This is a genomic window from Paracoccus sp. (in: a-proteobacteria), assembly GCF_039808215.1.
Taxonomy (GTDB): domain Bacteria; phylum Pseudomonadota; class Alphaproteobacteria; order Rhodobacterales; family Rhodobacteraceae; genus Paracoccus.
Window position 1 is genome coordinate 1 of sequence record NZ_JBDHSP010000054.1, and the last position, 21,019, is coordinate 21,019.

The following is a 21,019-nucleotide window of genomic DNA, read 5'->3' on the forward strand; positions in this document are numbered from 1 at the left end:
CTCTTCGACCCAGACGAGTGCTGGAACTATCTCAAGGCCGCAGGATATGTCGCAGGTTAAAACAGAAATGCTTTAGGCGGGTTTGCGGGCCTTGCCGTCGCGCACCTTGGCCGCCAGGTCCCTCGCCAGCGCGAAACTGCCCTTGATGCGGTCGGCTTCGCCCGGCCAGTCGCGGCGGATGACGATCCGGTTGTCGCTGACCTTGGCCTGGCCCTGCTGGTCGGTCAGGAACTCGACCAGGCCGGCGGGGTTCGGGAACCTGTCATTGTGGAACTGGATCGTCACCCCCTTGGGGCCGGCATCCAGCCTGGCGATATTGGCCCGCTTGGCCATGGCCTTGATGCGGATGACCAGCAAGAGCGTGTTCACCTCGCGCGGCAGGGGGCCGAAACGGTCGATCAGCTCGGCGGCAAAGCCCTCGAGCTCGACCTTGCCGGTCAGCTCGGCCAGCCGCCGGTAAAGCCCCAGCCGCACGTCCAGATCCGGCACATAGCTTTCCGGGATGGTCACCGGCACGCCAAGGTTCAGCTGCGGCGCCCATTCGTCCTCGGGGGTGCCCTCGATCTCGCCGGATTTCAGCTTGGCGATGGTTTCCTCCAGCATCTGCTGGTAAAGCTCGAAGCCCACCTCCTTGATATGGCCAGACTGTTCCTCGCCCAGAAGGTTGCCGGCGCCGCGCAGGTCCAGATCCTGCGAGGCCAGGTTGAACCCCGCGCCCAGACTGTCGATCGCACCCAGAAACTTCAGCCGCCGCAGCGCCTGCGGCGTCAGCGGCACCCGCGCCCGGGTGGTCAGATAGCAATAGGCCCGGGTCTTGGAGCGCCCGACCCGGCCGCGGATCTGGTAAAGCTGCGCCAGGCCGAACATGTCGGCACGCCACACGACCATCGTATTGGCCGAGGGGATGTCCAGCCCGGATTCCACGATGGTGGTGGCCAGCAGCACATCGGCGCCACGGTCATAGAAGCCGTTCATCCGCCCGTCCAGATCGCCGGCGGCCAGCTGGCCATGCGCGACGATATAACTGACCTCGGGGACATGCTCGCGCAGCCAGTCCTCGACCTCGGGCAGATCGGCCAGACGCGGCACGACGAAGAAGCTTTGCCCGCCGCGGTACTTCTCGCGCAGCAGCGCCTCGCGGATGGTGACGCTGTCGAATTCGCTGACATAGGTGCGGATCGCCAACCGGTCCACTGGTGGCGTGCCGATCACCGACAGATCCCTGACCCCGGTCAGCGACAGTTGCAAGGTGCGCGGGATCGGTGTCGCGGTCAGGGTCAGCACATGGATGTCGCTGCGCAATTCCTTCAGCCGCTCCTTGTGGGCGACGCCGAAATGCTGCTCCTCATCGACGATCAGCAGGCCCAGATGCCTGAAATGCACCTGTTTCGCCAGCACCGCATGGGTGCCGACGACGATATCGACATGGCCCTCGGCCAGGCCCTTGCGGGTCTCGGCCGCGTCCCGGGCAGAGACGAAACGCGACAGCGGCCGGACGTTGATCGCGGTGCCGCGAAAGCGCTCGGCAAAGCTGCGGAAATGCTGGCGCGCCAGCAGCGTCGTTGGCGCCACCACCGCCACCTGCCGGCCCTGGGACGCGGCGATGAAGGCGGCACGCATGGCGACCTCGGTCTTGCCAAAACCCACGTCGCCAACCACCAGACGGTCCATCGGCCGGCCGGCGGCCAGATCCTCGGCCACATCGGCGATGGCGCTGGCCTGGTCCTCGGTCTCGACATAGGGAAAGCGGGCGGCAAAGCTTTCGATCTCGTGATGCTCGGGCTCCAGCACCGGGGCGGGACGCAGCATACGCTCGGCCGCGACGCGCATCAGCCGGTCGGCGATCAGCTTGATGCGCTCCTTGAGCCGCGCCTTGCGCGCCTGCCAGGCGCCGCCGCCCAGCCTGTCGAGCAGGCCCTCCTCGTGCCCGTAACGGCTGAGCAGCTCGATATTCTCGACCGGCAGATACAGCCGGTCGCCGCCGGCATATTCCAGCGCCACGCAGTCATGCGGCACCTTCAGCGCCATCACGGTTTCAAGGCCCGTATAGCGGCCGATGCCATGTTCGACATGCACCACCAGATCGCCCGGGGTCAGCGTCGTGGTGTCGCGCAGGAAATTCTCGGCCTTGCGGCGCTTGCTGGCCCCGCGGATCAGCCGATCGCCAAGCACGTCCTGCTCCGAGATCACCGCCAGCGCGCCCGTGGCCTGCCCGTCCGAGACAAAGCCCCCGTCCAGCGGCCAGACCGCCAGCCCCAGCGCGCCGGGCTGCGCGGGCAGGTCGCGCAGATCGGCGATGGGCACGGCCCCAGTGATGCCCTCATCGGCGATCAGGCCCGCCAGACGTTCGCGCGCGCCCTCGGAAAAGCTGGCGACCACCACCCGGCGCGAGGCCAGAAGCTCGCGAATATGCGCGGCCAGCGCCTTGAACAGATTGCCGGTTTCCGCCTGCCGCTCGGGGGCGAAGCTGCGGCCGATGCGCCCGCCCGCGTCCAGCACCCCCGGCCCCGGCGGCTGCGGCAGCACCGACAGGCGCAGCACGCGATGTACCGCCAGCCAGCCCTTCCATTCCGCCTCATCGGGAAACATCTGCTCCGGGGGCACCGGGCGATAGACGGTGTCGGTGCCGGGCTTGCGGGTCAGCGCCTCGCGCCGGGCCTCGAACTGCTCGCCGATCATCTGCCAGCGCGCGTCGCGCACCTGCTCCAGATGATCGTCCAGCATCACCGAGGCCGCGGGCAGATAGTCAAACAGGCTTTCGAGATGCGCATGGAACCAGGGCAGCCAGTGTTCCATGCCCGCCATCTTGCGCCCGGCGCTGATGCCCTCGTAAAGCGGATCGCTGCCGCCGCCGCCATATTCGGCACGGTAGCTTTGCCGGAAACGGGTGATCGCCGCCTCATCAAGGATGACCTCGGACATGGGCGCAAGCTCGACCGCATCTAGCTTTTCAGTGGAACGCTGTGATTCTGCGTCGAATCTGCGCGCACCATCCAGGACATCGCCGAACATGTCCAGCCGGATCGGACCCGCATCCCCCGGCGGATAGATGTCGATGATGCCGCCGCGAAGGGCAAAGTCGCCCGGCTCGGTCACCGTGGGGGCCTGCGAAAACCCCATGCGGGCCAGGAAGGCGCGCAGCGCCCCTTCGTCCAGCCGCTCGCCGACGCGGGCGGAAAAGCCGGCCCCGGTCAGCGCGGCGCGCGGCGGCACGCGCTGCATGGCGGCCGAAAGCGTGGTCAGCAGGATGAACGGTCCCTTCAGCGCCCCATGTGCCAGCGCCGCCAGCACCGCCATGCGCGCCGCCATCACCCCCGGCGCCGGCGAGACCCGGTCATAGGGCGTGGTGTCCCAGGCCGGGAAATCCAGCACCAGCGCCGAAGGGGCAAGGAAGGCCAGCGCGGCGCGCATCGCCGCCATGCGCCGGTCGTCGCGGGCGATGTGGATGACCGGATTGCCGCGCGCCAGTTCGCGCGCGACCAGCGCCGCGTCCATGCCCTCGGGCGCGCCGGAAAGGATCAGGTGTTCGGGATGTGCTGCCATGCGCCGTCAGGTAAAGCCGATGCCGGTGAAGTCAAGTCAGAAGCCGAAGGGATGCAGGATCATCCAGATCGCGGCAAAGAACGCGGTCAGCGCCACCGCCACCGCCGAGATGCCCGCCACCAGGGCGCGATGGCGGCGCATCAGCCGCGCCGCCTCGTGCCCGGCCTCATGCACCGGCTGCCCGGTCTCGGCCTGCGCCAGCACCAGGCGCAGCCGCCCGGCCAGTCGCAGGTCCAGCACCAGCACCAGCGCCAGCGGCAGCACCAGCAGCACCAGCGCCTGCGCCAGCTCAAGCCCGTAGCCAAAGCCGAGGACCAGCAGCGCGCTCAGCGCGAAGGCGCCCAGTCCCAGCAGCACCGTCCCCTCGCGCGGCGACAGGCGCCAGCGCGGCAGGGTCAGCGACAGCCAGTCGAGCAGCGCCAGCGCCGCGGCCTCGTCCCCCGGCGCGGCGCGGCCCAGCCCGGCGATGACATCCGCCGGCACCCCCAGCACCCGGCGTCCGACCATGGCCCAGACCAGCACGACAAGCGCCCAGAACCAGATCGAGTCGAAGGACCGGCTGTCCAGCAGGGCGAGGATTGCCTCGGATCGCGGCACGGCTGCTCCTTTTGCGGATGGTGCAGGCGGCAGGTTATCCGCGCGCCGCGGGAAGGAAAACCGTGATTCTGCGCCGGCTTGGCCGCGGGGGTTGCGCGCCCTGGCGCAAGGGTGCAGTTTCGGGCCGAACCCAGAGCAGACCCGATAGGCCGCGCCATGTCCCCGACCCCGATCGTCGCCCCCTTTCCCCAGGCCCGCCTGCGCCGGCTGCGCCGCACGCCGGCGCTGCGCGCGCTGACGACCGAAACCGGCCTTGCCGCCGCGAACCTGATCTGGCCGATCTTCGTGACCGAGATCGCGGCGGCCGCGGGCGAGATCCCCTCGATGCCGGGGGTCGAGCGGCTGACGCTTGACGGGGCGCGCCGCGCGGCCGAGACCGCAATGCGGCTGAACATCCCGGCGATCTGCATCTTTCCCCATACCGACCCGGAACTGAAGACCGAGACCTGCGAACGCGCCTGGGACCCCGACAATATCGGCAACAGGGCGATCCGCGCCATCAAGGAAATGGCGCCGGACCTTGCGGTGATGACCGACATCGCGCTGGACCCCTATAATGCCAACGGCCATGACGGGCTGGTGCGCGACGGCGTGATCCTGAACGACGAAACCGTCGCGGCGCTGGCGCGCATGGCGCTGGTGCAGGCGGAATGCGGCGCCGACATCCTTGGCCCCTCGGACATGATGGACGGCCGCATCGGCGCGCTGCGCGCCGCGCTCGAGGGCGCGGGCCACAAGGATGTGGCGATCCTTTCCTATGCGGCGAAATACGCCTCGGGGTTCTACGGGCCGTTTCGCGATGCCGTCGGCGCCTCGGGGCGGCTGGTCGGCGACAAGAAGACCTATCAGATCAACCCGGCGAACCGCGACGAGGCGCTGCGCTGCGTCGCCCGCGACCTGGCCGAGGGCGCCGACATGGTGATGGTCAAGCCCGGCATGCCCTATCTCGACATCTGCCGCCAGGTGCGCGACACATTCGCCGCGCCGACCTTCGCCTATCAGGTCAGCGGCGAATACGCGATGCTTGAAGGCGCGATCCGCAACGGCTGGCTGCCGCGCGAGGTGATGATGGAAAGCCTGCTCGCCTTTCGCCGCGCCGGCTGCGACGGCATCCTGACCTATCACGCGCCGCTTGCGGCCGAAAGGCTGGCATGAGCCGGGAAAACTGCCTACCATTCCAAGGTTCAAGGCGGGGCAACCGCCGATCAGGAAACGAGGCGAAGATGATGAATGCAAACGGGCCGAACCGGCGCCTGCTGTTGCTGGGCGGCGCGGCGCTGGGGCTGGCGGGCTGTTCGAACGCCATCGGCCAGGACGCGCCCTCGCGGCTGGATGCGCGGGTGGACGCGACGCGCACCTTCCTGCTGCGCACCTATCCCAATGTCGCGCCCATGCTGGAAGGCGCCAAGGGCGTGCTCTACATGCCGCTGATGACCGAGGCCGGATTCGGCATCGGCGGCGCCTACGGCCAGGGCGCGCTGCGCATCAACAATGTGACGGTGGATTACTATTCCGCCGCCCAGGCCAGCGTCGGCTTCCAGATCGGCGCGCAGCAATATGCACATGTGCTGATCTTCCAGACCGATGCGGCGCTGGCCGAGTTTCGCCGCGCGCCGGGCTGGGTGGCCGAGGCCGGGGCCTATTTCGCGATGCCGGCCGGCGGGTTGTCGCTGGGCACGGACACGATCACCGCGCAGCAGCCGGTGGTGGCGTTGATCTTTGGCCAGTCCGGGCTGATGGCCGGGGCCTCGATCGCGGGTACGAAATACACCCGTATCATCCCCTCGACCTTCTGAGGCTGCGGGCCGCGGCGGCACCGCGGCCCCTGCCCGCCTAGCCGCCGTGGATGATGCGGACGTAGTTGCGCGTCTCGCGATAGGGCGGCACGCCGCCGTATTTCGTCACCGCCCCCGGCCCGGCGTTATAGGCCGCCAGCGCCAGCCGCCAGCTGCCGAAGGTGTTGTACATCATGCGCAGATAGCGCGCGCCGCCTTCCAGGTTCTGCAGCGGATCACCGGCATCGACGCCCAGCCGCGCCGCGGTGCCGGGCATCAGCTGCGCCAGCCCCCGCGCCCCCTTGTGCGAGCGCGCCGAGGGGTTCCAGCCCGATTCCTGCTGCACGAGGCGCAGGAACAGATCCTCGGGCACGCCATGCTTGCGCGCCACCGCACGGGCATGGGGCAGATACTGGCTGCGCCGGCTGCCGCGATAGGCGGGGATGGCCGTGGCGATGTCCAGTTCGATCACGCTCTTGCTCGAGGCGCCGTCGGGACGCAGGCGGGCCGACTGCTGATACTGGCCGGCCAGGCGGCTATCCATCACCCGGATCTGGCGCTGGAACTGCGCCATGCGAGACTTGCCGGTTTTGGTGATGCGCAACCCATCGGCGGCCACCGGCGCGGCCAGTCCAAGCGAAAGCGCCAGGGTGACCAGCACCCGTCCCAGCCGGCGCCAGGGCGCCCGATCGCGTGAAAGCATCACTGATCCCTCATGCATGCGGTCTGCTTTTTTGCCCGCACTATAGCGCAAAGCCGGCGCGTCACCGCAAGCGGATTCTTGGCCACCCGGCGCGGGCGGATTTTCGGCGGATTTCCGCGCATGACGGGCGGTGGCATTTCACTTGCCCCGGCGGCCGGGGCTGGGCTACACCCGCGCGTAAGATGCGGCATGAACAAGGAACCGGCACATGGCAGGCAGCGTGAACAAGGTCATCCTGATCGGGAATCTGGGTCAGGACCCGGAAATCCGCAGCTTCCAGAATGGCGGCAAGGTCGCCAACCTGCGCATCGCCACCTCCGAGACCTGGAAGGACCGCAACACCGGCGAGCGCCGCGAACGCACGGAATGGCACACCGTCACCATCTATTCCGAGCCGCTGGTGCGCGTGGCCGAGCAATATCTGAAGAAGGGCGCGAAGATCTATGTCGAGGGCCAGCTCGAGACCCGCAAATGGCAGGACCAGCAGGGCAACGACCGCTATTCGACCGAGGTGGCGCTGCGCCCCTTCCGCAGCGAACTGACCATGCTTGACGGCCGCGCCGGTGGCGGTGGCGGCGGCCGCGACGAGGGCTACGGCGGCGGCAGTTTTGGCGGCAGCCAGTCGGGTGGCGGCTTTGGCGGCGGTTCGGCGGGCGGCGGCCAGTCCCAGAACCGGCCCGACTTCGACGACGACATCCCGTTCTGAGACCGGCCGCGCAAGGGCCACAGAAGGCTTGCGCCGCCCTTGCGGGTTGCGATAAACCCGCGCGAGGCCAAGGCTTTCCCGCCGCGCGGGGGCCAGGGTCGGAATGCGGCGGCCGGCAGGCCGGCGCGCAGGAAGGCGCCATGGGGGTATGGCGGAATGGTAGACGCAGGGCATTCAAAATGCTCCGCCGCAAGGCGTGGGAGTTCGAGTCTCCCTACCCCTACCAGCGCCTTCGAGCGGGCCGACGTTTCAGAACCGGCTCAGCAGATCCGAATGGAATGAGGCGTCCAGCCGGCGCATGTAGCTTTCGGCGCAGCACATGTGCTCGCGCATGATGCGCTCGGCGGCGTCGGCGTCGCCCGCGCGCAGCGCCACCAGCAGCGCGCGGTGGCTGGCGATGTTCGCCTCGCCAAAGATCTCGTGCTCGCGCATGCTTTCGCTGCGGTAGCTGACCAGATCGCGCAGCATGCTGTTCAGGAAGCGACACATGAAGACCAGGATCACATTGTCCGAGGCCTCGCACAGGATGTCGTGAAACTGCGTCTCGGCCCGGCGCACCAGGGCGCGGTCGCGCGCGGCATTGGCCGCCTCGCATAGCGCGATGTTTTCCTCCAGCCGGCGGAAATGCTCGTCGCTGAGCCGGCCGATGACATTGCGCGCCAGGCTGACCTCCAGCGACTTGCGCAACTCATAGACATGGGCAAAGTCCAGCTTCTGGAAATGCAGGTATTGCCGCAGCTGCGTGGCGACGATGTCGATCGAGGCGTGCTGGATCTCGGGCCCGCCATTGGGGCCCGAGAGCATCCTGACCAGCCCCTCGACCTCGAGCGCCTTCAGCGCCTCGCGGATGGTGCTTTTCGAACAGCCGTAATGCTCCATCAGCGCGCGTTCATGCGGCAGGCGGTCGCCGGGGCGCATGCCGTCGCGGGCGATGCGGCGGCGCAAATCCTCGGCCACCTGGTCCGAGAGCTTGATGCGGGTTAGCCTGCGATCCTTGCCTGCCGGCGCGCGTTGCTCCATCGCCGTCCTTCAGCCTTTCCAGCGAGTTTCCGGGTCCAGCGGATATATGGGCCGGGTGAGCTTTTGGAAAGCAAAGAGATCATGGTCCGAACTGGTGACCCCGGAACTGGCGCATTCCACCACGGCGCGCGCCAGCGGCTCAAAGACCGGGCGGCAATACATGCGCGACTTCAGATGCAGATAGCGCGCCCGGGTAGCGTCCAGCCCGAGGCATTCGAAACAGCCCAGGTCCAGCGGCTCATGCGGGGTCTCGCAGATGACGATGCGTGCGGCACCTGTGTCAAAGGCGGCGGCACGGCCCATCGACAGTTCCTGGCCGTGATAGATCGGGCCGCGCACGCGGTAGCGCCCGTCCGACAGCGCTGTGACCCGACCCCTCAGGCGCAGCGGCGGCGGCGGCGGCGGCAGGCCCGCGGCCGGGCTTTTATTGCCAAGGCCGATCTCCAGCTCCGCCCCCTCGCCCGCGGCGAAAAGCCGCGCCACGGTTTCCGGATCGGCGATGGGACCGACCAGGATGCCGCTCTCGCCCCGGCGCAACAGTTCCTCCAGCACATCCATCACGTCGCAACTGCCGCCCGACATGCAGTTGTCGCCGTGATCCAGCAACAGCACCGGCGCCGCGCCATCGGCCAGTGCCGCGGCGCGGGCGATGGAATCCGCCAGCGGTTCCTGGTGATAGACATATTCGGCGCGCCGCCGCCACGCCTCCTGCGCGAGGTCCCGCGCCATCTGCTGCGCCAGCGCCGGTGTATCGGCCACCGTCACGATGGACAGGCCGCATTCAGCCAGATCGGCGATCGGAAAGCCGCCAAAGACCGTCGCCGCCTGCACGCCGGGTCGGGATTCCGCCTGCCGGGCCAGCGCCACCAGATCGGTCATGGCGCAATCGGTGGTGGTGTTCATGCACAGCGTCGCGGCCAGCATCGGCGGATGGCACCAGGCCATCGCCGGCCGCGCCGCGCCGCGCAACAGCGGATCGAACAGCCGGCAGACGTGCTCGCCGGTTTCCACCATGTCCACATGCGGATAGGTCTTGAAACCCACGATCACGTCGCAATTGTCCAGCATCCTCTGGGTGATGTTGCCATGCAGGTCCAGCGCCACGCCGATCGGCACCAGGGGCGCGGCAGTGCGGATGCGGGCCAGCAGCTCACCCTCGCCGTCGTCATGGCTACGTGTGACCATGGCGCCGTGCAGATCCAGCAAGATGCCGTCGCAGCCCGCGGCCACGGCGGCAAGGATCGCCTGCGCCATGGCCTCGAACGCATCGTCCTCGACCGGGCCCGAGGGCATGGCATGGGCGACCAGCGGCACCGCGACGCTGGCGCCGATGCGCTCGGCATAGGCGGCGAAGGCCCCCAGCGCCGCCGGATAGCCGGCAGCCGCGGTCCGCGCCGCCTCGCCCCATTTCGGCGCGAAGGCCGCCAGCGGCGTCGGCACCGGCGAGAAGCTGTTCGTCTCGTGGTTCAGGCGCGCCAGGACCAGTCGCATCACACGGCCCCCTTGCGCGCCTCGGCCCGGCGCCGGTCATAGTCCAGCACGGCTTCAAGCAGCACCTGCGCGCCGGCGGCGCATTCCTCTGGCAGGGTCGATTCCGCCGGATTGTGGCTGAGCCCGCCCTCGCAGGGGACAAAGATCATCGTCGTCGGCGCCACCGCCGCGGCGTGGGCGGCGTCATGGCCGGCGCCCGAGATGATGTCGCGCGTGGTCTTGCCCGCCGCCCGCGCCCCCGCCCGGACCGAGGCGATGCATTCGGGATCGAACACCACCGCCGCCGTGCCCGAGATCTGTTCCAGCCGCGCCTCCAGCCCCAGATCGGCGGCGACCGCCCGCACCAGTTCCTCGGTCTGGCGCTGCATCTGGTCCAGCACCGCGTCCGAAGGGTGGCGCTGGTCGATGGTGGCGCGCACCTCGCCGGGGATGACATTGTGCGAATTGGGGCTGATTTCCAGAAAGCCGATGCTGCCCACGGCGTCCGCATGGTCCTTGGCGATGCGGTCGATGCCCTCGATCACCCGCGCCATGCCCAGAAGCGCGTTCCTGCGCATGCCCATCGGCGTCGAGCCGGTATGCGCCGCGGTGCCGGTCAGCACCAGCTCGAACCAGCGCATGCCCTGGATGCCCTGCACGACGCCGATCTCGATGCCCTCGGCGTCAAGGATCGGGCCCTGCTCGATATGCAGCTCGAACATGGCGCCGAACCGGACCGCGCCCGCCTGCACCGTGCCGCGATAGCCGATGCGTTCGAGGCTGGCGCCGAATGTGTCGCCGCTGACATCGGCGCGCGCATCGCCATAATCGCGGCTGTAGACCCCGGCCCAGATGCCCGAGCCCAGCATCGCCGGGGAAAAGCGCGAGCCTTCCTCATTGGTCCAGTTGACCAGCATCAAGGGCGCCTCGGTCTGGAAACCGGCGGCATCCAGGGTGCGCAGGACCTCAAGCCCGGCCAGCACGCCCAGCACACCGTCGAACTTGCCCCCGGTGGGCTGGGTGTCCAGATGGCTGCCCATGGCGATGGCGGGCAGATCGGGGCGGGTGCCGGGGCGGGTGGCGAACATGTTGCCGACCTCGTCGACCACCATCTTCATGCCCAGCGCGGCGCATTGCGCCGAAAGCCAGTCGCGCACCCGGCGGTCGTCCTCGGACAGCGTCAGCCGGGCGATGCCGCCGTCGGGCGTCGCCCCCATGGCGGCGGTTTCCATCAAGCTGTCCCACAGCCGGGCGGAATCGATGTTCAGGTTGGACATGGTGCTTTCCCTCAGGCCTTGACGCCAAGATAGCGGTCGATGATCTCGGGCTGGGCGCGGAATTCACTGGCGCTGGCCTGATGCACGATCTGGCCCAGTTCCAGGATGTAATGGCGGTCGGCCAGCTGGCTGCAGACGGCAAGGTTCTGTTCGACCAGCAGGATCGGCACGCCGGCCTCGCGGATCAGGCGGATCTGCGCCACCAGCTCATCGACGATGACCGGGGCCAGCCCCTCGACCGGCTCGTCGAGCATCAGCACCTTGGGACCATTCAGAAGCGCGCGCGCGATCGACAGCATCTGCTGCTCACCCCCCGAAAGCTGGCCGCCGCCGTTCTTCCTGCGCTCCTGCAGCCGGGGAAAGATGCGATAGATGTCGGCCATGGCCCAGGGAGAGCCGCGACGCTCGGCGATGCGCAGGTTTTCCTCGACGGTCAGCAGCTGGAAGATGCCGCGATCCTCGGGCACCAGCGACAGGCCGGCCGAGGCGATGCGATGCGCGGGCTGGCCGGTCACGTCGCGCCCCACCAGTTCCACCCGGCCCTGGCGCGGGGTGATCAGCCCGACGGCGGTCTTCAGCGTCGTGCTTTTGCCCGCGCCGTTGCGGCCCAGAAGCGTCACGATCTCGCCCTGGCCCAGTTCAAGCGTGACGCCCTGCAGGATGTGGCTCTTGCCGTAATAGCTGTGCAGATCGGTCAGACGAAGTGCGGCGGTCATGCGATGTCCCCCGTGATCATGTTGCCCAGATAGGCGCGCTGCACCTCGGGGTCGTCGCGCACCTGCGCCGGCGGCCCCTCGACCAGCTTGCGCCCCAGCCGCATCACCGTCACCATGTCCGAGATGTTCATCACGATGCCCATGTTGTGTTCGATGAACAGCACGGTGTGGTCGCGGCCAAGGTCGCGGATCAGCTGCTTCATCGCCTCGATGTCGTCGATGCCCATGCCCGAGGTGGGCTCATCGAGCAAGATGACGCGCGGGCGTGCCGCCATGGCCATGCCGACCTCCAGCCGGCGCTGCTGGCCGTGCGACAGCTCGCCCGCAAGCCGCGTGGCCACCGCGGACAGTTCCAGCCGCGCGATCACCTCATCGGCGATGGCCAGCACCCCGGCATTCGAGTCCGCCCGCCGCCAGGGCGCCAGCGTCTGCCAGGGGTTGCGGCCCTGCGCCGCCAGACGCAGGTTCTCGCGCAGCGTCAGGTTCGGAAACAGGCTGGTGACCTGGAAGGACCGCGCGATGCCCAGCCGCACCCGGTCGTCGTCCGAAGTGTCGGTGATGTCGCGCCCGTCCAGTTCGATCCGGCCCGACGAGGCCCGCACCCGCCCGGTCAGGGCATGAAACAGCGTGGTCTTGCCCGCCCCGTTCGGGCCGATGATCGAATGGACCGAGTTGCGGCGGATCGACAGATCCACTTCGGCCAGGGCATGAAAGCTGCCGTATTTCACCCCGAGGCCGCGGGTCTGCAAGGCGATGTCGGTCATGGCTATGCCTCCTCGGCCGGGGTTGCGGGGGCGCGGTCGCGGCGGAAGGCCAGGTCCCAGGCGCGTTCGACCAGGCCCCAGAGGCCGCGCTGCAGGAACAGCGCCACGGCGACCAGCACCAGCCCCAGCAGCAGCAGCCAGCGCGGCCAGATCGCTGAGAGCGCATCCGCCATGAGCAGATAGAACCCCGCCCCCAGCACCGAGCCGTAAAGGCTGGAGGTGCCGCCGATGATGGTCATCACCAGGATCAGCTCGCTGGCGTGGTATTCGATATTGGTCAGCGGCGCGACGCCGATCAGCATGGCATGCAGCGCGCCACCGACGGCGGTGACCGCGCCCGAGATGGCGAAGGCCTCGATCTTGAACAGCCGGGTCGGGAAGCCGATGGCGGCGGCGCGGCCCTCGTTTTCGCGGATGGCGATCAGGGTGCGGCCAAAGGTCGATTGCGTGACCATGACCAGAAGCGCAAAGATCACCAGGAAGCAGACCGCGACATAGGTGTAATAGGACCAGGGCGCGTTCAGCTCGGTGCCGCCGATCGCCGGGCGCGGCACGCCCAGGATGCCGTTGTCGCCGCCGGTCACGCCGCTGAACGTATAGGCGAGGAAATAGAACATCTGCGCGAAGGCCAGGGTCAGCATGACGAAATAGACCCCCTGCCGGCGGATCGAGAGCCACCCCACCGCCGCCGCCAGCACCGCGCCCAGAGCCGCCGCACCCAGCAGCACCACGGGCACCGGCACCGCCCAGCGCGTCAGGAAGATGCCGGCGACATAGGTGCCCGCGCCAAAGAAGATGCCCTGGCCAAAGGACAGCAGGCCCGTATAGCCAAGCAACAGGTTGCAGGCCGCGACCACCATGGCAAAGATCAGGATCTCGGTGGCGAGGATGCCCGATTTCAGGACCAACGGCAGCAGCACCACGGTCAGCAGCGCCAGCGCCAGTTGCGCAAAAGGCTTGTCAAGCGGGTTCATGGTTCATGCCCTCCCCAGCAGGCCGCGCGGCATCAGGGCGATGACCAGCGCCATGCCGACATAGATCATCAGCCTGGCCCCCTCGGGCCAGATGGTGGTCATCAGGCTTTGCACGATGCCGACCAGCAGCCCCGCGACCAGCGCGCCGGTATAGCTGCCCATGCCGCCGATCACCACGACGACAAAAGCCACCGAAAGCGCCTCGGCGCCCATGAAGGGCTCGACACCGCGAATGGGGGCGGCGAGCGCCCCGGCCAGCCCGGCAAGCCCGGCGCCAAAGCCGAAGACGGCCGTGTTGATGCGCAGCGTGTTATAGCCCAGCAGCGCCATGTTCGACGCCGATTCCGAGCCGCCGCGCACGATGGCGCCCAGCCGCGTCCCCTCCAGCAGCCACCACAGCAGCCCGGCCAGCACCACAGTGAAGGCGATGGTGAACAGCCGGTATTGCGGATAGATGAAATCGCCCAGGATCACCACGCCCTGCAGCCCCGCGGGTGCCGAAACCGAGCCGCCCAGCGGCCCCCAGGCGATGATGGTCAGTTCCTGGATGACCAGCGCCAGCCCCACGGTGACAAGGATGTGGAACGTGTGGGGCAGCTTGTAGATGCGGTGCAAAAGCAACGCCTCGATCGCCGCGGCGGCCGCGGCCACGATCAGCGTCGCCATCGGCATCGCCAGCCAGAAGCTGAAGCCGCGTGCCGTCAGGTCATAGGTCAGATAGGCGCCCAGAAGGTAAAAGGCGCCATGGGCGAAGTTCACGAAATTCAGCAGGCCGAAGATGACGCTGAGGCCGACGGCCAGCAGGAAATACAGCATCCCCAGGCCGATGCCGTTCAGCACCTGGAACAGGTAGATCACGGGCTTTCCCCCTTGAGGTGGCGAAACAAAAGGACCCCGCGCGGGCTGGATGGCCCGCGCGGGCAGTCGGGGGTTCAGGCGGGCATCTTGCAGCCGGCTTCCTCGGGCGACAGGAAGGACTTGCCCTGGCTGATGATCGCCGCATAGTCGTCCTTGTCGGCCATCTCGGCCTTGGGTTTGCCCTTGAGCAGGTAATAGTCCTTCAGCACCTGATGATCGGCGGCGCGGATCTCCTCCTCGCCGGTCAGGCCCTGGTATTTCAATCCCTGCAGCTGGCCGATCACACCCGCCCCCTCGGCCGAGCCGGCCCGGACCGCGGCCTCGAGCAGCAGCTTGCTGACGATATAGCTGCCGGCCAGGGAATAGTTCGGGTTCATGCCGTGCTTTTCCTGCACCTTCTTCACCAGTTCGCGGTTCAGCGGCACATCGGCGCCGTGCCAGTATTGCGCGCCGAAATAGATGCCTTCGCAGATCTCGGGGCCCAGCGCCTCGAACTGCTCAAGCCCCGAGGCCCAGGCGACGACGATGGTCATTCGCTCCTTCAGGCCGAAACTGACCGCCTGGCGCAGCGTGTCCGAGCTTTGCGAGCCGAAGTTCAGCAAGAGCAGCACATCAGGCTGCGCCGCGATGGCATTGGTCAGATAGCCGCTGAATTCCTTGTCGGTCAGCGAATGATAGCTGTTGCCGACATGCTCGATGCCCTTTTCGGCGAAGACCGCCTTGGCGGCGTTCAGCAGCCCGTCGCCAAAGACATATTGCGGCGTGATCGTATACCATTTCTTCGCGTCGGGCAGCATGTCGATCAGCGGCCGCACGGTCTCGTTGATGGCGCCATGCGTCGGCACCGACCAGCGGAATGTGGCCTTGTTGCAATCGGTGCCGGTGATTTCGTCGGCGCCGGCGGTGGTCATGAAGGCGCCGCCGCCGCGCTCGACCTCCTTGCCCATGGCCAGCGATTCCGACGAGAGGATGCCGCCGGCGAACAGCTTGACCCCGTCCTGGGCCAGCGCGTCCTGCACCTTGCGCACGGCGGTGGCGGGCTTGCCCTCGGTGTCCAGATCGAGGGTCGAGACCTGCAGCCCGCTGGCGGCACCGACCTCTTCGGCGGCCAGCAGCGCGCCCATCGAGGCGAACTTGCCATTGGCGGCGAAAGCGCCCGAGATCGGCACCGGCACGCCAAGTTTCAGCGCCTCGGCGGCGCGGGCATGGCGCAGCAGCCCGGGCGCGGCAAGCGCGGCGGCGGCAAGCGAGGATGTGGTCAGGAATTTGCGACGATTGAGCATGTGGACCCCTGTCGTTGATGTTGCGATGATCGTTCTGCGCGGCAACTGTCAAAACTATACGGATAGATATGATTGTCTGTCCACTGTTAAGACACATCTGCGGTTTCGTTGAAAAACAGCCGCATAGCCGCAATCCTGCGCTGCGGCATGAAGTTTCGCAGCGCAGAAACACGGGTTCGACATCTTGCGCGCCGCGGTCCGAAAGCATGGCGATTCGACCCCGCGCCGGCAACTGGCCCCATATATGGCGCCGATCTGGCACTATCCCTTTGCCGCGATCCGGCGCAGTCATGGGGAAACCCCCTGCCAAGGAGTCCGCCATGACGCTCGATCTGAACCCCAATGACATGTCCCATGTGGTCGAGGCCGACCGCGCCCATGTCTGGCACCACCTGAGCCAGCACAAGCAATATGAAAGCATCGATCCGCGCGTCTATGTCGAGGGCAAGGGCATGCGCCTGTGGGATGCCAGAGGCCGCGAATATCTGGACGCGGTCTCGGGCGGGGTCTGGACGGTGAACGTGGGCTACGGCCGCGAAAGCATCGCCAATGCCGTGCGCGACCAGCTGATCAAGCTGAACTATTTCGCCGGCGCCGCCGGCACCGTGCCGGGCGCGGTCTTTGCCCAGCGCCTGATCGAGAAGATGCCGGGCATGAGCCGGGTCTATTATTCGAACTCGGGTTCCGAGGCGAATGAGAAGGTCTACAAGATGGTGCGGCAGATGTCGGCCCGCCATCACGGCGGCAAGAAGTGGAAGGTGCTGTATCGCGACCGCGACTATCACGGCACCACCATCGCCACGCTGGCGACCTCGGGCCAGGACCAGCGCGCCGCCGATTACGGCCCCTTCCCCGACGGTTTCATCCGCGTGCCGCATTGCCTTGAATACCGCAAGCAATGGGATGTGGAAAACTATGGCGAGCGCGCCGCTGACGCCATCGAGGAGGTGATCCTGCGCGAAGGCCCCGACAGCATCGGCTGCCTGGTGCTGGAACCCGTGACCGCCGGCGGCGGCGTCGTCCCCCCGCCCGAGGGCTATTGGCAGCGCGTGCAGGAGATCTGCCGCAAATACGACATCCTGCTGCATATCGACGAGGTCGTCTGCGGGCTTGGCCGCACCGGCAAGTGGTTCGGCTATCAGCAATACGGCGTCGAGCCCGATTTCGTCACCATGGCCAAGGGCGTGGCCTCGGGCTATGCCGCGATCAGCTGCACCGTCACCAGCGAGCGGGTCTTCGAGCAGTTCAAGGACGCGCCCGAGGACGGGATGAGCTTCTTCCGCGACATCTCGACCTTTGGCGGCTGCACCGCCGGCCCCGCCGCCGCGCTCGAGAACATGCGCATCATCGAGGATGAGGATCTGCTCGACAATACCACCGCCATGGGCGAGCGGCTGATGGGCAACCTGAACGCGCTGATGGACAGGCACCGCATCATCGGCGACGTGCGCGGCAAGGGCCTGTTCTGCGGCGCCGAACTGGTCGCGGACCGCGCCAGCAAGGAACCGGCGGACGAAAAGAAGGTGCAGGCGGTGGTCGCCGACTGTCTGGCGCAGGGCGTCATCATCGGCGCCACCAACCGCTCGCTGCCGGGCTTCAACAACACGCTCTGCCTGTCGCCGGCGCTGATCTCGACCGCCGATGACATCGACCAGATCACCGGCGCCATCGACAAGGCGCTGACCAAGGTCTTTGGCTGAGCGCAGCCGCGGGGCTTGCACCGCGGCCGGCTTCGGTGCCTGATCGGCACCGATCGCCGCCGCGCATAAGCCATGACGATACCTGCCGACGCCTTTTTCCTCGATCGTGCCGGCGACCTGCCGCTACAGGTGCAACTGCGGCGCCAGATCATCGCCGCGGTGACGGCGGGGCGCTTTCGCGCCGGGGAAAAGCTGCCCTCGACCCGGGCGCTGGCCCGGCATCTGGGCGTGGCGCGCGTCACCGTCGCGCAGGCCTTTGCCGAACTGGTCTCGACCGATTACCTCGCCTCGCGCGACCGTTCGGGGCATTTCATCTCGGACAGCATCGAGCGCCGGCTCGAGGCGGGGCCGCTGGATCCCGCGCCGGCCCGCTTTGACTGGGACGGCAAGCTGGACGGCGGCTATCGCGCCGCGCAGCGTTCCGACCGCGAGGGCGACTGGCGCCGCTACGCCTATCCTTTCGTCTATGGCCAGGCCGATCCGGCGCTGGTCGATCACGCCGCCTGGCGCGACTGCGCCATGCGCACCCTGGGGCGGCGCGAGTTCGATGCCGTCACCGGCGATCTTTACGACGCCGACGACCCGGAACTGATCGATCACATCGCCCGGCTGATCCTGCCCCGGCGCGGCATCAGCGCCGGGCGCGACGAGATCCTGCTGACCATGGGGGCGCAGAACGCGCTGTGGCTGGTGGCGCAGGTGCTGCTGGCGCCCGGCACCGCCTGCGCCGTCGAGGACCCCTCCTATCCCGGTCAGCGCGAGATCCTGGCCGCCAGCCGCGCCCGCGTCCTGCCGGTGCCGGTCGACGCCCATGGCCTGCCGCCCGACGCCATCCCGCCGGGCGTGGCCGCGGTCTTTACCACCGCCAGCCACCAGTGCCCGACCAATTCGACCATGCCGCTGCCGCGGCGCAAGGCACTGCTGGCGCGGGCGCAGGCGCAGGGATTCGCGGTGATCGAGGACGATTACGAATTCGAGATGTCCTTCGCCGGCGCGCCCTCTCCGGCGCTGAAGGCCATCGACCGGGCCGGGGCGGTGGTCTATATCGGTTCGTTCTCCAAATCGGTGTTTCCCGGGGTGCGGCTGGGCTATGTCGTGGCCGATCCGCGCTTTGTCGCCGAGGCCCGCGCCCTGCGCGGCATGAGCCTGCGCCACCCGCCCGGCCACATGCAGCGCACGCTGGCGCATTTCCTGTCGCTGGGCCATTACGACGCGCAGATCAACCGCATGCGCCGCGCCTATGGCGAGCGCCGCCGCGTCATGGCCGCCGCCATCGCCGCAGAGGGGCTGACCCTGGCCGCACCCGAATCCAATGGCGGCTCAAGCTTCTGGCTGGCCACGCCCCCGGGCATCGCCGCGCCGGCGCTGTCGGCGGCGCTGAAGCAGCAAAGCGTGCTGATCGAGCCGGGCACGCCCTTCTTTGCCGATCCGGCGCGCGGCGACGGCTTTTATCGCCTCGCCTATTCCTCGATCTCGGCGGCGCGCATCCCAGAGGGCATCCGCCGCATCGGCGAGGCGATGGGCGCGCTCAGCCGCGCGCCTGCACCGCCGTCACCGCCGTCGCCGCGATGATGTCCTCGACCGAGCAGCCGCGCGACAGGTCGTTGGCCGGCCGCGCCAGCCCCTGCAGGATCGGGCCGATGGCGCTGAACCCGCCCAGGCGCTCGGCAATCTTGTAGCCGATATTGCCGGCCGCCAGGTCGGGAAAGATGAAGACATTCGGCTGGCCCCGCAGCGGGCTTTTCGGCGCCTTGCGGGCGCGGATGGCATCGTCCAGCGCCGCGTCGAACTGCATCTCGCCATCCACCTCAAGGTCGGGCGCCGCCTCGCGCACCATGGCCAGCGCCTCGCGGATGCGGCCAAGGCTGGAATGCTCGGCCGAGCCGGCGGTGGAGAAACTCAGCATCGCCACGCGCGGGGTCTGGCCCAGCAGCAGCCGGCAGCTTTGCGCCGCCGAGAGCGTGATCGAGGCCAGTTCGCGCGCGTCCGGCGCGATCACCAGCCCGCAGTCGGAAAAGATCGCCCCCTGCTGCAGCGGTGCATCGTCCCGTCCGGGCAACATCACGAAGAAACTCGAGACGATGGCGGCATCCGGAGCGCGGCCGATGATCTGCAGCGCCGCGCGCACGGTGTCGGCAGTGGTGGCGACCGCGCCGCCCACGGTGCCGTCGGCCTGGCCCAGCCGCACCCGCATGGCGGCCTGGCGGATCGGATCGCGCATCTCTTCCAGGGCGCGTTCCGCGGTCATGCCGCGCCTGGCGCGCATCTGGTGCCAGTGCCCGGCCAGTTCCGGCAGGTCCGGGGCCTCGGCGGCGACAATCGTGCGCACGCCGGGGATCTCGGGCCCGTCCATCAGGGTGATGCGCGCCAGACCCTCGGCGCTCAGCCGGCGGGCGGCCTCGGCCACCCGCGGGTCGGCGCCCTCGGACAGGATGATGTGGCGATCAAGCTCGCGTGCGGTCTGGAAGATGCGCTCAAGCGGTTTCATGTCCTACCCCAGGAAATGCATGCCGGTGACGATAAAGGCGCCCAGGAAGACGGTCTCGGCCACGATCAGCGCGATGGCGCCGCCGCCGACCTCGAGCATTTTCTTCAGCGAGGTCTTGATGCCAACCGCCGCGATCGAAATCAACAGCGCCCAGCGCGACACCTGGCCGGCCACTTCGGATACCGACTTCGGGATCACCCCGAAACTGTTCAGCGCCGCCAGGATCAGAAAGCCCAGGACAAAGCTGGGCAGCACCGGCGGCGCCTTGCCACCCTTGCTGTCGGCGCTGTCGGCCAGGCCGCGCATGCGGATCACCAGCGAGATGGTCAGCACCACCGGCGCCAGCATCGACACGCGGATCAGCTTGACCAGGGTCGCGGTCTCACCGGCCTCGGGGCTGATCGAGAAGCCCGCCCCGACCACCTGCGCCACGTCATGGATGGTGCCGCCCAGGAACACGCCGGAATCGCGGTCGGTAAAGCCGAAGACATCGACCAGCATCGGATAGACCACCATGGCGATGGTCGACAGCACGGTGACCGACAGCACGGTGAACACCAGGTCGCGTTCCGATTTCTCGTGCTTGGGCAGGACGGCGGCGATCGCCATGGCCGCCGAGGCGCCGCAGATCGCCACCGAGCCGCCGGTCAGCAGCGCAAAGCGCCAGCTGCGCCCGACAAAGCGCGTGGCGAACAGCGCGAAGACGATGGTCAGGACGACCCCGGCCACCACCAGCGCGATCGAGCGCGCGCCAAGGGCCGCCAGCATGTCAACCGAGATGCGCGCGCCCAGCAGCGCCACGCCCAGCCGCAGCACGGTGCGTGCGGTAAAGGCTACTCCGGCCGCGGTCTTGGTGCCGTCCTCGGCCAGAAAGTTCAGGGCCAGGCCCAGAAGCAGCGCCAGCAGCATCGCCGGCGCGCCGTAATGGTCAGACAGGAATTGCGCCGTAGCCGCGACCAGAACCGAGACCGCGAATCCGGGAAAGGCGTCCTCGAGGAAGCCGCGCGAAGGAATCAGGGTGGAAATCATCTTCTGTCACCGCCAGGAAGGTTCCGGTGCGGGCTTGTCCCGCACCGGTATTGTCTGCCGTCCCCGGCCCTTTCGGGCCGGGGGCTGGTCAGAGGGCGCCTTTTTGCGGGCGCATG

At 68.1% G+C, this 21,019-nt stretch carries 18 protein-coding genes and 1 tRNA gene; 6 read left to right on the plus strand and 13 right to left on the minus strand.

Features of this window, described 5'->3' with window-relative positions; genetic code table 11:
- Positions 1 to 72: 72 nt before the first annotated feature.
- Together mfd and WMK75_RS14360 are read right to left on the minus strand one after the other, a co-directional pair.
- Positions 73 to 3,543 (minus strand): transcription-repair coupling factor, encoded by a 3,471-nt coding sequence (gene mfd / locus WMK75_RS14355; protein ID WP_347268322.1) that lies wholly within the window; start codon positions 3,541 to 3,543, stop codon positions 73 to 75.
- Between the two features lie 36 nt (positions 3,544 to 3,579).
- A complete protein-coding gene (locus WMK75_RS14360) occupies positions 3,580 to 4,140 on the minus strand; it encodes a hypothetical protein (RefSeq protein ID WP_347268323.1) in 561 nt (186 codons plus the stop codon).
- 156 nt (positions 4,141 to 4,296) lie between these two features.
- Between WMK75_RS14360 and hemB the strand changes: the two genes are divergently transcribed.
- Both hemB and WMK75_RS14370 read left to right on the plus strand, forming a co-directional pair.
- Positions 4,297 to 5,295 (plus strand): porphobilinogen synthase, encoded by a 999-nt coding sequence (hemB, locus tag WMK75_RS14365; RefSeq protein WP_347268324.1) that lies wholly within the window; start codon positions 4,297 to 4,299, stop codon positions 5,293 to 5,295.
- A 68-nt stretch (positions 5,296 to 5,363) separates the two neighbouring features.
- Complete coding sequence (locus tag WMK75_RS14370) at positions 5,364 to 5,936, plus strand: YSC84-related protein (RefSeq protein WP_347268325.1); 573 nt, start codon at positions 5,364 to 5,366, stop codon at positions 5,934 to 5,936.
- 37 nt (positions 5,937 to 5,973) lie between these two features.
- On the opposite strand, the gene WMK75_RS14375 is transcribed toward WMK75_RS14370, so the two are convergent.
- Positions 5,974 to 6,618 carry a lytic transglycosylase domain-containing protein gene (locus tag WMK75_RS14375; protein ID WP_347268326.1) on the minus strand — a complete coding sequence of 215 codons (645 nt, stop codon included), beginning with the start codon at positions 6,616 to 6,618 and terminating at the stop codon, positions 5,974 to 5,976.
- Positions 6,619 to 6,826: 208 nt separating this feature from the next.
- On the opposite strand from WMK75_RS14375, the gene ssb reads away from it, so the two are divergent.
- Positions 6,827 to 7,324: a single-stranded DNA-binding protein gene (gene ssb, locus WMK75_RS14380; RefSeq protein ID WP_347268327.1), complete on the plus strand. Its 498-nt coding sequence runs from the start codon at positions 6,827 to 6,829 to the stop codon at positions 7,322 to 7,324.
- A 142-nt stretch (positions 7,325 to 7,466) separates the two neighbouring features.
- Positions 7,467 to 7,550: transfer RNA gene (locus WMK75_RS14385), tRNA-Leu, on the plus strand.
- Between the two features lie 23 nt (positions 7,551 to 7,573).
- Here WMK75_RS14385 and WMK75_RS14390 read toward each other — a convergent pair.
- From WMK75_RS14390 to WMK75_RS14425, 8 genes are all read right to left on the minus strand, one after another.
- Entirely contained in the window at positions 7,574 to 8,344 is a 771-nt protein-coding gene (locus WMK75_RS14390; protein ID WP_347268328.1) for an FCD domain-containing protein, read from the minus strand.
- A 9-nt stretch (positions 8,345 to 8,353) separates the two neighbouring features.
- The gene (locus WMK75_RS14395; RefSeq protein WP_347268329.1) at positions 8,354 to 9,835 is read right to left on the minus strand and encodes a M81 family metallopeptidase; all 1,482 of its coding nucleotides are present in this window, start codon (positions 9,833 to 9,835) and stop codon (positions 8,354 to 8,356) included.
- Positions 9,835 to 11,091, minus strand: a complete 1,257-nt coding sequence (locus WMK75_RS14400) for a Zn-dependent hydrolase (protein ID WP_347268330.1) — start codon at positions 11,089 to 11,091, stop codon at positions 9,835 to 9,837. Before WMK75_RS14400 ends, WMK75_RS14395 begins: the two co-directional genes overlap by 1 nt.
- Before the next feature lie 11 nt (positions 11,092 to 11,102).
- Positions 11,103 to 11,807 (minus strand): ABC transporter ATP-binding protein, encoded by a 705-nt coding sequence (locus WMK75_RS14405; RefSeq protein WP_347268331.1) that lies wholly within the window; start codon positions 11,805 to 11,807, stop codon positions 11,103 to 11,105.
- Complete coding sequence (locus WMK75_RS14410; RefSeq protein WP_347268332.1) at positions 11,804 to 12,571, minus strand: ABC transporter ATP-binding protein; 768 nt, start codon at positions 12,569 to 12,571, stop codon at positions 11,804 to 11,806. The genes WMK75_RS14405 and WMK75_RS14410 overlap by 4 nt, the downstream gene beginning before the upstream one ends.
- A gap of 2 nt (positions 12,572 to 12,573) precedes the next feature.
- A complete protein-coding gene (locus WMK75_RS14415; protein WP_347268333.1) occupies positions 12,574 to 13,545 on the minus strand; it encodes a branched-chain amino acid ABC transporter permease in 972 nt (323 codons plus the stop codon).
- A gap of 3 nt (positions 13,546 to 13,548) precedes the next feature.
- A complete protein-coding gene (locus WMK75_RS14420; RefSeq protein WP_347268334.1) occupies positions 13,549 to 14,403 on the minus strand; it encodes a branched-chain amino acid ABC transporter permease in 855 nt (284 codons plus the stop codon).
- 74 nt (positions 14,404 to 14,477) lie between these two features.
- Entirely contained in the window at positions 14,478 to 15,686 is a 1,209-nt protein-coding gene (locus tag WMK75_RS14425) for an ABC transporter substrate-binding protein (RefSeq protein WP_347268335.1), read from the minus strand.
- Between the two features lie 320 nt (positions 15,687 to 16,006).
- Between WMK75_RS14425 and tpa the strand changes: the two genes are divergently transcribed.
- Both tpa and WMK75_RS14435 read left to right on the plus strand, forming a co-directional pair.
- On the plus strand, positions 16,007 to 17,386 hold the full coding sequence (tpa, locus tag WMK75_RS14430; protein WP_347268336.1) for a hypotaurine--pyruvate aminotransferase Tpa: 1,380 nt from the start codon (positions 16,007 to 16,009) through the stop codon (positions 17,384 to 17,386).
- Between the two features lie 72 nt (positions 17,387 to 17,458).
- Entirely contained in the window at positions 17,459 to 18,958 is a 1,500-nt protein-coding gene (locus tag WMK75_RS14435) for a PLP-dependent aminotransferase family protein (RefSeq protein ID WP_347268337.1), read from the plus strand.
- Here the strand turns inward: WMK75_RS14435 and WMK75_RS14440 are convergent.
- Complete coding sequence (locus tag WMK75_RS14440) at positions 18,915 to 19,874, minus strand: phosphate acetyltransferase (RefSeq protein ID WP_347268338.1); 960 nt, start codon at positions 19,872 to 19,874, stop codon at positions 18,915 to 18,917. The genes WMK75_RS14435 and WMK75_RS14440 overlap by 44 nt on opposite strands.
- A 3-nt stretch (positions 19,875 to 19,877) precedes the next feature.
- Complete coding sequence (locus tag WMK75_RS14445) at positions 19,878 to 20,903, minus strand: putative sulfate exporter family transporter (RefSeq protein ID WP_347268339.1); 1,026 nt, start codon at positions 20,901 to 20,903, stop codon at positions 19,878 to 19,880.
- Positions 20,904 to 21,019 lie beyond the last annotated feature (116 nt).